The sequence below is a fragment of the Lishizhenia tianjinensis genome, assembly GCF_900116425.1.
Lineage (GTDB): Bacteria > Bacteroidota > Bacteroidia > Flavobacteriales_D > Crocinitomicaceae > Lishizhenia > Lishizhenia tianjinensis.
The window spans coordinates 357,315-370,147 of the sequence record NZ_FPAS01000001.1; the positions used below are offsets into that span (position 1 = coordinate 357,315).

Consider the following 12,833-nt stretch of genomic DNA (forward strand, 5'->3'; position numbering starts at 1 on the left):
TTTTAACTGAGGAGCCTTTCCTTTAGTATATCCCTAAATCTGAAGTAAATGAATCTGTAAGTTGAATTTCTTTGATATCCATTCCTATTTGTTCGTTTATAATTCCACAAAGTATGCGTTTTACGTCATATAAAGCTGATATTTCCTGAATCGTAATAAACTTCTTCCAATTTAAAGAATAGGTCCAAGCTACTAAAGTTTCAAAGCTTGATGAATTCAAATCGGGGATAGGGCGTTGAGTATAGAATTTAAAATCCTTCCATCTAGAATGGGCATATTTCTCTTTTTTACTTGGTTTGGGAAGCTTTAATGAACTTTGGCTTCTGAAGTCGTTCCACATAGTTGTAAAAACTTCGGTTTGAAAAATATCACCCAATAAGCTTTGGGGTTTTAGCGCTATTTCACAAGAAAGAAATGAGTTTATTTCCGCTTTTAAGTGTTGCGAAATTTGGTCATATACCTTAGAATCAACCGTTGATAAAGTAATTTTAGCACCAAGCGCGTTTACCATTTCTTCAATGGTATGGATATGCGCCGCTTCATAATCACTGAATTCCACGTTAAAAGTTTTTTCTATGGAAACAAGAAGATCAACACTGTCTAGGCCCATTATATTTTCTTATTAGATCTTGCTATTTGTAGTAAAATAGGTTTTTTCATGCTTGTATTTTTAATAAACTTGTGCGCTTAAAAATGAGATATATAAACACGGTTGTTAGTGTAAAATCAACAACAGCAAAAAGAGCTTGTGAAAACGTATTTATCGAAAATAGCACCAAAGGGGTTGACGTACTTCCTCTATGCAGGGAAGTAAGATAAAGAATGCTTTCACTCTTATCTATAAAAAGCAACAGTAGTATTAGAATTCTAAATATTGTACCCTTTCTCATTGGTTTAAACCAAAGGCTTTGGGTGAGTACGGTAGTAAAACATTGAAGAATGAAGTAAGGAGATGCAGCGTATAGGGTTTGCTGCGTATAGGTATTCTCCAATTCATGCGGAAGTAGGAAATCTAGAAGAACAAAAAGGAAATAGAGCAGCGAAAAAAAAGCGGTTCCCTTACTCGCAATTGTATCAAAGCTTAGAAAATCAAAGGAGGAATGCTTTATGAGTTTTTTCTTTAAAAGAATCCAAATCAGTGAGTAAATAGCAAAACCTGTTAGGTAGTATTGTAGAAAAGTAGCGAAGTACATGAGGTTGTTTTTATCCTATAAATTAATTAATCCTTATCCCAATTACATCTCTAGACCTTTTAAAATCGCCTATCCATAATTCCACATTCATAATTCTAAACGCTTAACTCTTAACTCTTAATTCTGAATTAAAACGTTATCCTCTCGCTCCTCTTAATTTCACCGCCAAATATTTCAAGCCATAGAAATTATAAATGAGTTTGTTGTACCATTTGGGAAATGCTCTGTAAGAGGGATGTGAAAACTCAAAGTTGACATCTGTAGTGTATGGGCTGTTTTTACGCTCAAATAAATAGTCATAACGCTGCCATGTGTTATCCACATGTACTTCTACCAAGGTATGGTGGGCAATACCATCTGTACCTATTAAGTCGACCAATCTACTTTCATACCCCAACAAATAGGAGAGATGCGCAATGAGTATGGCGCCTTCATCGCAAGACAAAGCCAAATTTTCTTCGAGTAAATATTGGGGAGAGCAATAGAGGCAAGAACCTGTGTTTTTCTCACGTGTAGACGGAGTTTCATTGATGATGAATTCATAAATATCATCAGGATTTTCGAGTTGGTGATCAGAAATAATTCCCCTTAAATAGGCGTAGTCACTGAAATACCAATTGAATAGAACCAAGGTTATCATTAGTCCGAGGTAGGATAAAAATTTAATTTTTCTTCTGTGCATTCATTTTGGTTCTTACGACGAATATATTATTAAAAAGTCAAGAGTAATCTCATCTTGTTGAGAAAAATAGGAAGAGATAATACCTATCGGTTGAGAAGGATAATTAATTAAAAGCTTATTTTTAAACCATCGTTTCTAACTAACTCATTAAAAATGAAACACTGCTTAAGTCTTATTGTTCTCATGGTATTATCCTCATTTACTCTATTGGGGCAATTGGATAGGGTTAATCTTTATCCCTATCATGTTATAGCACCTAAAAATATTCAAGGAAATAAAGGTGCCCACGAAAATCTAAATGAAATCATTTTACACTCGGATGTTTGGGTTCAAATAGACAAGGATTTACAATATAGACTTGCTGGTGAGGCAACTTTTCAAGGTTTTTCCTATTGGAGAAGAAATGGGAATTTTAAATCGTCTATTATCATACAACCCGGACAATTAAAAGAAGATTTGTCCAAATTTAGATTTAAAATTAGACTTGATTATACGGTTTCCTCAAAATACGGGTCGGAGAGTAAAACAGAATACATGAACATTAATCATGGGGTCATTAAAAAGAATACCGCAATGATTATTTCGAATACATATCTGAATAAAGCCAAGGAAGCACTTCGTAAAAAAGGAAGTACAGATTTTTCAATCGGAAATTTAATAGCTGAAGCAAATTTAAAATTTGAAGTAACAGAGGTGAAGATTTCCTTGGAAATGGGACAACATATCATTGATAAATATTTACAAAATCTAGAAGAAAAAGCGGAAAATAAAGCCTTAGATAACTCTACTGAAATAGAAAACGCTGCGGAACCCAATGACAATACAAACAACACTAGATCCAATTCGTTTAGTTCTACCCCAACGGAAAATAAATCTACTGAGCTTCTTGATTTTCAAACTAGGATGAACAATTATGAGCAATCAAGCACTCAAAACTTAGATATAATTTATCACCAATTTTCTAAGGTTCAACCGGTTCAAGTAGATATTTCTCAAATCCGAACTTCGAGTTCTCCACAAGAAGCCTTACAAAATACTGAGAATATTATCAACGCTTATAAAATGAGGGTGAAACAAACCAATGAGGCGTTTTACAATTCAACCTTTCAAATTTTAAATAATAGTACGGGTACTAAGGAGGATTTAACTGTTGACCTCCTATCTGTTGGTTTTACTGCGGCTGTGACGATAGGTTCATCAATGGAAGCAAAAAGGGAGTTGAAAGCGGCTGAATTAGCAAAGCAAAAAATGTTTAATCAATTCGGGAACGAGCTTTTGACCGAGTATAGTAAAGCACGTTTCACTTTCTTAGATCAAGCAGCATTTGCAGAATCATTGAAAGATGAGTCCCTTGCTTTCGAATATGCCAAATATTATCTGTGTTTAGAAAACGAATTACGCAGTAGCTTTAATTATAAAGATGCAAGTTGGTTTAACCCTTCTAATCGATGTGGAATTCCTAAGGAAGTTTCAGAAAACTCTAGTATAACCAGAATGGATATGGTAGAAAGGAAGTTAGACTATTTTGATCAACTTAATTATAATCCCTTTAAAGAGTCAGCAATTAACTTGTTAAATCAAGAAATTTCAGAAACCAATTCTCCACGAGCATTGATTATGCGAGCAAAAGTGGCTACAAATAATTTACCACATCGAATAGCAGATTTATATGCAGCAAAAGAATTGCTACTAACAGATTTTGAGGAGGATGAAATGTTGTTGGAACTGGAGAATGAGTTTAACCATCAATATTATAAAGCGATAAGAGAGGATAATGTACTTTTTCTAATGCAAGCTGGGATTGTGAATGTCTTACCAACCGCTTCCTCTGATTTGATCTCTATGTGGCCTTTATCCTATAGTATTGCTCTTAAAAGTAATCAGTGCTTCGAATATTTAATTGATCAATATTCTGATGTGTTTACATCAAAAATGGCGGACTATTATTTACTAGCCGCTAAATACAATGCTTTAGATGTTTTTAAAATGATAAATAAATCAATCCAAACTGACAAAGAAAAACTAAATAATAAGGCAGCTTCTTATGCTTTTAAATTTAATAGCCCAGATGTTTTTGTTTGGTTATTAAACGAAGGTGTATCATATCAGATTGTCACTATTAATAACCATCAGGATGAAAAAAAAATAGCTGAATATTTGTTGAGTGCTGGGCTTAAAAATAATGATAAGAATCTAATGTTAAAGGCGCTTTCTTCAAATATGTTAGACGACCAAAAAATGATTGAATGTTACTTGAATTATGGCTTGGAAAGCGAAGAGAAGTTTCTACTGTTAGATTATATTTCAGATAAAAGTATGGTAATTAATGGAAGGAGCTTATATCAAATTTGTATGGAGGTAGATGATGTCGATTTTTTTCTAAAACTGAAGGAACTTGATTTTAAGTTTGTATGTGCTAACCAAATTGAAAGTATCTATGCAACCATTAGCAAACTTAGTCCTATTGATATTTGTAGAAGCAATTTAGCGTTGTCAGGTTTCGATTTGAATACCTTAGATGAAAATGGAAAAGGTTTAATACACTATTGTATTGAGAATTCAACTTTGGAGCTCTTGGATTTACTGCTTAAAAGGGGATGGCTTGATCCCAATCAAATGGATACAGAGGGAAATACCCCCTTGCACTATGCTTTGCATTTAAATAGTGGATTGTCCACTTTATTAGTTTTGTGTGAATATGGTGCAAATCCCAGACTTACTAATAAATTCGGAATTTCGGCTTTAGCTTATGCAAAAAAAGAGGGGTTCAAGTCTTATGTAGATGTATTAAAAAAAAGGTAGTAAAATGATCATTTTAAAAAAGAGAATATTTAAAGCACTTTCACTGTTAATACTAGTATGTGGTACAAACTCGTGTGCTACTATTGTGAATGGAAATGAGTCAATTGTTTCTATAGAAACTACAAACATTTTACCTCAAAATTCAACTGGAGCCACTTATAAGATTTTTACAGAGTATGGTGAATTGCTCAGGGAGGGGAGGTGCCCAGAACAGGTGGTGCTTAAAGCTGGAGGATTCTATTTTAAGCGGTTTGTCTATCACATTAAGATTGAACAACCCGGTTTTGATCCAAAATACTTTGTCTTGAGGCCAAGAGTAGATGGGCTTTATGGTTGGAATATTTTATTTGGTGGTGGAGCATTAGGATTGTTGTTAGTAGACCCAGTTTCTGGCGCTATGTACACTCTTGAAGGGCAGAATGTTAGTGAATATTTAACTCCATCATCATTGAATTCAGACTACAAGTAGGTCAGAAAGTAATTAATTCAACGGCAACTGTATACTAAAGGTAGATCCTTTGTTGGGACCCTCACTGCTTGCTTCTAAAGTACCAGAATGTTTGTTGATAAAGCGTCGTGAGATAAAAAGCCCCATTCCACCGCTCATTTCATCCTGGGTTCCTTTGCGCGAGTGTTCAGTAAAAGGTTTGAATAAAGCTTCTGCATCTTTCTTATCGAAGCCTAAACCTTGGTCTACAAAGTCTATATGCATCTCTTTGTCCAAGATTTTTGCAATAATTTTTATTTCACTGTTGAGCTCAGAAAATTTAATGGCGTTGTTAATCAGGTTGGCAAATACCTGACGAAATGCAGCTTCATTTCCTGTAAAAGGTAATTCGGAGGAAGGGTTGAAATTGAGTTGAATGTTTTTGTTCTCCATGGCCACTTTTTGCGAGGCTATTACCTCTAGGAGTATTTCCTTTAGTTTCAATTGCTCTTTGTGAAGTTTCCCATTGGTTTGGGTTTCATTTTTAAGGTTTTCCAAGGTAGAACTTATCAATTGTAACTGCTCATTTACCGTGGTTTTGATATGCTCTATGACCACAGCTTTTTCTTCATCACTTTTCTTTTTTTGAAGCATATCGGTGAGCATATTGATGGTAATCGAAGGACTCCTTAAGTCGTGTGATAAAACCTCTATGGTATTTTGTTTGGTCTCTAAGAGCTGATCAAGGGTTTGAATAGAAAATTGTAAATCCTTCAAGAGCTCTCCAACTTCATCCTTATAATCCAGTGGTAATTGGGGTATTTCTTGATTCTCTAAATAGTTCTTTAAGGATGACTTTGCCAATTTTAGGGGAGCCAATAATTTGTTGAGCACATAAAGAGTAACTCCTGTTGCGGCAAGAGTAAGTAATAGAGTTAAAACGATTACAGAAGTGGATGAAAGTGCTCCTTCGTTGAAAATAACGAACAAAATTATTCCTATTAACGGCACGTGAATTCCTAAGAAAGCGACAGCTAGAAATTTGGATGCATAGTTTTTAAGAAAGCCTACTTTCGAAAGTTTTGCGTAAAGATTCATTTATTGTTATACCGTTAATTATCAAGTGTGTATGTAGGTTGTTGCGATAAGCGGAAGGATTTTCGTGACCAATATACGGTTTTAATAAATTGAATTTTATTTTCTTCCTTGAAAAATTAACGAGGACTTGTAATGCCAATTTTATAAACTTATTGAAAGTTAATAGTTTATGTTTAGCTGAAATTATGCAATTAATGGATGTTGCCCTTATTCTGGCATAATGTGTTGTAGTCTTCTTTGAGCAGTTGGTAACGTCTATCTGTGGACTTATCCCTTTCATTGTAAAATTCACGTACAGGCGTAAAACATTTCTCCAAGACTTTTACAGATCCTATATTTTCAATATTTACATCAGCGGTAACAAGTTCTAATCCTAAGTTCTTAAAGCAGTAGTGTATCATCCCCTGGGTTAGCTCAGTGGCGTAACCTTTACCCCAATATTTCTTACGGAAACGATAGCCAATTTCGGGTTGGTCTTCATCGTTACGCAGTAGGGCGCAGAGTCCAATTAATTCCTTTTTTCCTTGCTCAAAGATTCCCCAGACCGCTCTGCTTTTAGCTTCGGAATATTCCTGATACTTCGAGAATTCCTTAAAATTCTCATCAATTTTTTCTTTTGACCAAGGTTCATGAGGAACGGGGTTTACAATTTCAGGAGCAGTGACCAATTCAACAAAATAAGGAAAGTCCTTTTGCGAAAGTGATTTGATCTCAAGTCGTGGAAGAGGAAAGGGCATAAGTTGAAAGTTCCTTTACATTGTTAGAACTTCAAGGATGAAAGAAGTGAACATCCTACAATAAGCGGTAGAAGACTTAGGCATGTGATTAAGAAGAGCTTGTTTTTTGTTCGTTTCATTTATTTAGGGCGTTAATTTTTGTTTTCAATTCGTTTTGGTCAATGGGCTTGAAACTGACCGGAAGAGCTGTATTACTCGCTTTTACTGTAGCTTCAAAATACTGGGCTTGCTGATTTAATGAACTAATACCTATAATTATCAAATCTTCACCCTCTGGTAATTGGTTGAAATAAAGGGTGTCGGCATGTCCCTTCCAATAATTCACTTGCATCAAACTGTTGATATCTTTAAAAACAGCATAGAAACGGGCGCTCATAATAGATTCATTTTGAACGATCAAAGCTTGGTTCACTTTGGGTCTAGTATCCTCGTAAAAACGATCGCAATTGATGAAACCGAAAGTAGATAAGTCGACAGCCGCATAAGTTCTATTCATTTGCTCAAAGGCGATAAGGTTCTGCTCATATTCTTCTCGTTGTTTCTGGTATTCAGTATATTCGGCTTCTGTAAAATCTTCCAATTCTTTACCGTCAACAAAATCAAAAATAGCATCTATGGCCGTGGTCTGTCTTTTTACTTTCTTTTTAACCGGTTCTTTGGGTTCTACAGGCTCTTCTAATTCTTTTGCTTGAAAATTATCTTTGGTAGCTACCCAGTTGATTTGACCCAAACTATCTCGCTGACCCACAAAAAGTCTCATTTCATCCTCCGTTAGTTTCGGAAATTCAACAGCCAGACCTTGACCTTCTTTTATCTTTAACGATTTACCTTCAGCGCTCATATTGATGTAATAAGCTCCACCTGTTACCAGCATTTTTCCATTAGAAACTGTAGGTGTGTTATGCGTAAGCATGCTCGCTTGGTCTGTCAATTCCAATAGCTTAACGTCTATTGTGTTCCCTATTGGAGAACCATCCATTGTTTCTAGCTGACTTGGATCTACATGAATAACCGTACCTTTTTCTCCCGTAATTGTGCTCAAAGTATCAGAAGGAACTGTGAAATTTTGAGTAGGTGTTGCGAGCGTATTTAGAAGTGAATCCACCGGAGCTAAGGCCTGTAAAGGTTCTATTTTTAGGGGGGATTCAGTGGTACAATTGGTAAGGGTACTTCCAAGGATTAGGGACAAAAAGATGGTTTTGATTTGCATAGGGTGTTCTTTGTTATATGAAGTGTGAAGGAAATATACGAAAAATAATACTTCATCTTACCTTGGTTTTTAGGTGATGCGATGGTTTTAAAAATCAAATCTTTGTATGCTTTTATTCATCCTCCCAAGGCACATTTTAAACATTGAAGGTTCTGAAATTGATAGCCCCAATAGCTGCTGATTAGCGCAAGAGTGAAAAATACTAGAAAGGAAAGGACGGTTTTGGTTTTAAGGAATTGATATCCCCCTAAGAGAATGAAAACGAAGCTTAAAGCATAAAACAAATATCCAATTGCAGGACCACAATTCATATGTTGATTGGCCGTATGTTGTGCATAGGGGAGTATACTAACGTAGATCAAGACATTGGCAATAACAAAGAGAAGGGTGAGAAGGAGATGCTTCTTTTTAATTTTCATTCATTTAGGTGTGTTTAAGCGTTTTTGGAAAAACTAAAAGCACTCAAAGTAAATTCATTCTGATTCGTCATTTTTACACGTTGTAGATAAGTAGAATAATCTTCTGTGTGTTTCTCTTCTAAGGCAAAGGTCAGTTCAACGCCACTTTGAAGAATAAGTTCAATTTTTTTGGCTCAACTTTAATCGTTTTTTTATAAAATCTATGTGAAGCTTGTTCAGTTGAGATAGGATGTCTATCAGCTTAAGCTCATCGATGTTTTCAAGAAAGGATTTTTTCAATTCCAACTGTTCTCCACCGCTCAGTTCAGTGATGTAATCTGAATATATCAAGAACAGTTTATCCTCTTCAAAATGGAGTTCTAAATTGCCGTAAAACCATATATCTCTATCAATGGTTTCTTTATCATCTTCCATTCCATCAGGATCCGGAAAATTATTGAGCACCCATTCCTTGGTTTTACCCAGTTGCAGGTAATCAAATTTTCCTGTCCTAAAAAAGTCTTCAAAGTCTATGGTGATTTTGTGATTAAATTTCATGTTTAAATGACGTATAGTATTTTTGCTTTGGGAAGAACTTTACTTTCTTATTGCTTCAAAATTCAGTGAGTTGTTGGATTTAGAATCGGTCCATGTACCTGTTAATCCTTTACCTGTTTTCTCAAAACTTATTTTTCCAGTGGATTCTGTATAGAAATCCCATTCCTTCATTGTGAAAGTATTTAAATTGTATTCTCCTTCTAGGTTGATGCCTAAACCATATTTTTGATAAGCATAGATTCCGTAGCAGGTATTTTGATTTGAGGGTTTATATAAAAGAACAAAGGGGTATTTATGATCAATCTTACCGAAATAAAGCTGTGGCTCATGTTGAGAATAATAGGAGGAAAGCCTATTTCCTGTAAGTAAAGCTCCTTTTCCATGTGCGTTCAATAAGTATTTGATGTCCGAAATTGCTATAGCAGTGAGATGATCTAGTTCCATAAATTTCTCATGTTTGGTTAACAAATGATCACTATCTACATAAATGGAATCCTTTGTGAAATAAAATTCAGAAAGTCCATCATCTGTAATGGAGCTAATCATGCTTTCTAAAAATTTTTGGTGGTATTCAGTCATCCCTGCTTTGTTAAGTTCAGATTTTAGCTTGCTTATTCTTTTGGTTGTGAGAATTTTTTGGAAGCTTTTAAATGCTGTGCTGTCAAAAAAATCTTGCTGAAAATACCGCTCGCCATTTTGAGGATTGAAATTGTAGTACCTGGACCAATAGCGTACAGTAATGCCAGAACTTATTTCATCAAATTTTACAGAAAAATTATGTGATGAGTTTTGTAGTATTTCATATTTGATATCAACCTTTCTACCATATAGGGTTTCAATTTCTCAGTTTACGCGTTCAAATATATGCTCTTTTTCATGCCCTTTTAAAAGTTCAAGTTCAGCCAATTGTAAGTAAGTGTTGATTTTGAGTTCAACCAAACTGTCTTTCGCTAGGACTAATGGAAAAGCGAAATCTTCATCCTCAGTTATTGTTTCAACGTATAGATAGTTGCCTTGACTAAGAAGAAGGTTGTAAAATGTTACAAAAAGGAAAAGTAGAAGTGGTTTCATGATATAAAATTACTAATGAATTTCTGATGCTTGAAGGTTAATTGATTATTTTTTGTTTAAACGAAAAGCAGCACCTTTTTCATCTGGTTTCCACCCCAATTTCAATGCTTCGTGTATGAATTTTGCTATATCTGCAGGTGTTAAAGTGATGTATTCCCTCGAATCATGTTTATCTATATTAGAGGCATCTAGCCAAAAATCTCGAGTTTGAAAGCCTTCTACAACTAAATAGGATCCTGTTCCAGAAGCGATTTGTATGGTTACCTTAAGTTGGAAGATTTCAGGATTCGCCGTAGAACTTTGAGATATGCTGTACCTGTAGGTTTTGTTTTTTACCGTAATTGAACGACTCTTTTTTTTAGTTAAGGACATAGATAAGATTTAAAATGAGGGGGGGATATGTATTAACCCACCGTGTCTGCAGAAAAATAGGCATGTTCTGGGTTGAGTGTAACTTGAATTTCATGGTCACCAAATAAATCATTCACTTTATAGTAGAGGTGAGCACTTCCATCTTCGAATATTGTTACTCCATAGCATCTAATTTGTTTTTTGAATTCTTCTGCATTGGCTAAATGAGTTTCGTATACATAAGGTAACATCTCTGCTATCATTTTACTTTCAATATCCTCTAAATCGATCGCAATGTTTTGAGTGTTTTTGATGTTGATTTTGAGTTGATCCATGGTCGTATTCTTGAAAGAATATTTAATTCTATCTTTCGTTACGGTATACCAATCGAGCTCTTCATTGTATAGGATGCAACCAAAGAAATTATCTTCTATTTTAAGAACCTTGGAATTGTCATTGTGTTGAGGAGCTTCTTTGTAGTTCTGTAAAGTATTGAATCTATTCAAAATCTCCTTTTGAGTGAGGTTTTCAATGGACCCTAATTTATGTAGTTCTTCGTAATTGGTGGTTGTGGTTCCTTTGGTATGATGGAGGGTGATGGTATCCTTATCCATGCTTAGTTTTGCATATTTTAAGGAATTGGGTAGGAATATATTTTGACTAGAGGCCCCATGTTCTGAGATAGAAATCAAGGTCATACCATACTGTGAAAGTGGAAAGTTTTCTTGATCATAATACTCATGCGCATTGAGCATTTCAATTTTCCCATTCATCTCCCGAGCAGCGTACTTCCTGATGATTACAAACCTGTCCTTGGCAAGATTTAGCGCACTTAAAGCATAGGATTTCGAGTACTTCTCCAATTTCGATGGTTTTTTTTCCAACAGAGCTAATAAGTCGGGAAGTTCCCAACCATTTTTCTTTTTATTGAAAAAGTAGAGTTTCATTTAGGATGGATTCTATCAGTTAGTTTTTCGCTTCAAAAGAAGTTACAATGGGTGCGAAAACACACCAGTCGGGCGCTATGTTTTGGTCGTTACGTTTTCCGAAGATCATGTGGTAGACATACTCTTTCTTGGTGTCATAGAGTTTAATTTCACTCCTCCAGTATACGGTGCTATCTCCAGGGAATAGATCATTTCTTATCAGGTGAATTCCTTGCAATCCTTTGTATTGTATCCTCTCAAAGCTAAAATATTCAATACCCGGATTCCTTTTCAGATAATAATCTTGGTAGGGGAGTACGCTTAACATAAAATCGATTTTTACAGAATCTTTGTCGAATTGCGCGATATCTATTCCCTGTACCATTTTAAATTTACTGTCATCTATCCATTCGTTCGTAAAACCAATCTCAAAAAGCTCGTGGTTTACTAGGGTGTCAATAGAACTTGTTTTACATTCCTCAAAGTAGGAGAATGCATCGTTTTCATTTGGGTTTGAACATGCAGCGAATAGTACAATAATAAGAAGTGAGTATATATTTTTCATGGTTTTACAACAGTAGTGAAATTATTAAAGAGTACCTAGGTTTACAATTCAAGAATCAATTCTCGGTTATATCCATTATAAGGTTCGTCTAAGTATCCATGTGGATTCCAAATAATTCGTGTTTTATCAATTAGATAATTTTTAGGTTCGTGAATATGACCATGAATCCAATAATTGGGTTGAAACGTTGTAATTAAGTCCTCTAAGTTAGAAGCATATGCGGTCGATATAGGATTTTCTTGAAACTGATGGGGTACAGACTTCAAACTCGGAGCGTGATGTGTAATAACAACATTGACGGCACTTTCACTTTCTTCCAAACTAAGCGCTAGCCACTTCACTGATTTGTTATGGATCTGGTAAGTATCTATAGATCTCAGTTTGGAATAACTTGGATCACGACGAATTTTCTTGTAGTCGTTCATTTTACTTTGGCAGAGTGAACCATAAATTTTAGGATTTCCAAAAAGTGAAAAATCCGTCCATAATGTGGCACCATGAAAACGTATACCATCAAGTGTGATTGCTTTATTTTCTAAGACGTGAATATGGGTTGATTCAGAAAGAGCTTGAATTTTATGCAGTGTTTTTGGATAAGATCCTTTGTAATATTCGTGATTTCCTAGCACGTAAAGGATGGGTTTGTTCTTTAAAGTTGATTTCATCCATTCTATGCCCTTAGTTCCAAGATTAATATCACCGGCAAAAATTACGATGTCAGCCTGATCAAAAGACAAATCTGTTAATCCGAATTCTTGGTGTAAATCGCTAATGATTTGTATTCTCATTTAATTAGTTAATATTTTCAATAATTG

General features: G+C 34.9%; 15 protein-coding genes. 2 read left to right on the forward strand and 13 right to left on the reverse strand.

What is annotated here, in order from left to right; genetic code table 11:
- Window positions 1-22 precede the first annotated feature (22 nt).
- On the reverse strand, window positions 23-610 hold the full coding sequence (locus BM327_RS01605) for an acyl carrier protein (protein ID WP_090245603.1): 588 nt from the start codon (window positions 608-610) through the stop codon (window positions 23-25).
- A gap of 719 nt (window positions 611-1,329) precedes the next feature.
- Window positions 1,330-1,875 (reverse strand): hypothetical protein, encoded by a 546-nt coding sequence (locus BM327_RS01615; protein ID WP_090245607.1) that lies wholly within the window; start codon window positions 1,873-1,875, stop codon window positions 1,330-1,332.
- Window positions 1,876-2,028: 153 nt separating this feature from the next.
- Here BM327_RS01615 and BM327_RS01620 point away from each other — a divergent pair, with 153 nt between their 5' ends.
- Entirely contained in the window at window positions 2,029-4,677 is a 2,649-nt protein-coding gene (locus BM327_RS01620; RefSeq protein WP_090245611.1) for an ankyrin repeat domain-containing protein, read from the forward strand.
- A 4-nt stretch (window positions 4,678-4,681) separates the two neighbouring features.
- Window positions 4,682-5,146, forward strand: coding sequence for a hypothetical protein (locus BM327_RS01625; protein ID WP_090245613.1), 465 nt, complete (start codon window positions 4,682-4,684; stop codon window positions 5,144-5,146).
- A 12-nt stretch (window positions 5,147-5,158) separates the two neighbouring features.
- Here the strand turns inward: BM327_RS01625 and BM327_RS01630 are convergent, their stop codons facing one another.
- The 11 genes from BM327_RS01630 to BM327_RS01680 form a co-directional block, all read right to left on the reverse strand.
- Window positions 5,159-6,202 (reverse strand): sensor histidine kinase, encoded by a 1,044-nt coding sequence (locus BM327_RS01630; protein ID WP_090245615.1) that lies wholly within the window; start codon window positions 6,200-6,202, stop codon window positions 5,159-5,161.
- A 191-nt stretch (window positions 6,203-6,393) separates the two neighbouring features.
- Window positions 6,394-6,939, reverse strand: a complete 546-nt coding sequence (locus BM327_RS01635) for a GNAT family N-acetyltransferase (RefSeq protein WP_090245617.1) — start codon at window positions 6,937-6,939, stop codon at window positions 6,394-6,396.
- 115 nt (window positions 6,940-7,054) lie between these two features.
- Entirely contained in the window at window positions 7,055-8,149 is a 1,095-nt protein-coding gene (locus BM327_RS01640) for a hypothetical protein (RefSeq protein WP_090245619.1), read from the reverse strand.
- A 116-nt stretch (window positions 8,150-8,265) separates the two neighbouring features.
- Window positions 8,266-8,568 carry a hypothetical protein gene (locus BM327_RS01645; RefSeq protein WP_090245621.1) on the reverse strand — a complete coding sequence of 101 codons (303 nt, stop codon included), beginning with the start codon at window positions 8,566-8,568 and terminating at the stop codon, window positions 8,266-8,268.
- Window positions 8,569-8,727: 159 nt separating this feature from the next.
- Window positions 8,728-9,105, reverse strand: a complete 378-nt coding sequence (locus BM327_RS01650) for a hypothetical protein (protein WP_090245623.1) — start codon at window positions 9,103-9,105, stop codon at window positions 8,728-8,730.
- Between the two features lie 39 nt (window positions 9,106-9,144).
- Entirely contained in the window at window positions 9,145-9,684 is a 540-nt protein-coding gene (locus BM327_RS01655; RefSeq protein WP_139230204.1) for a hypothetical protein, read from the reverse strand.
- 264 nt (window positions 9,685-9,948) lie between these two features.
- Window positions 9,949-10,176, reverse strand: coding sequence for a hypothetical protein (locus BM327_RS01660; protein WP_090245627.1), 228 nt, complete (start codon window positions 10,174-10,176; stop codon window positions 9,949-9,951).
- A 45-nt stretch (window positions 10,177-10,221) separates the two neighbouring features.
- Window positions 10,222-10,548, reverse strand: coding sequence for a hypothetical protein (locus BM327_RS01665; protein WP_090245629.1), 327 nt, complete (start codon window positions 10,546-10,548; stop codon window positions 10,222-10,224).
- A 32-nt stretch (window positions 10,549-10,580) separates the two neighbouring features.
- Window positions 10,581-11,474 (reverse strand): DUF2262 domain-containing protein, encoded by an 894-nt coding sequence (locus BM327_RS01670; protein WP_090245631.1) that lies wholly within the window; start codon window positions 11,472-11,474, stop codon window positions 10,581-10,583.
- A 19-nt stretch (window positions 11,475-11,493) separates the two neighbouring features.
- Window positions 11,494-12,018, reverse strand: a complete 525-nt coding sequence (locus tag BM327_RS01675; protein ID WP_090245633.1) for a hypothetical protein — start codon at window positions 12,016-12,018, stop codon at window positions 11,494-11,496.
- A gap of 41 nt (window positions 12,019-12,059) precedes the next feature.
- Window positions 12,060-12,806 (reverse strand): metallophosphoesterase, encoded by a 747-nt coding sequence (locus BM327_RS01680; protein ID WP_090245635.1) that lies wholly within the window; start codon window positions 12,804-12,806, stop codon window positions 12,060-12,062.
- Between the last annotated feature and the right edge of the window lie 27 nt (window positions 12,807-12,833).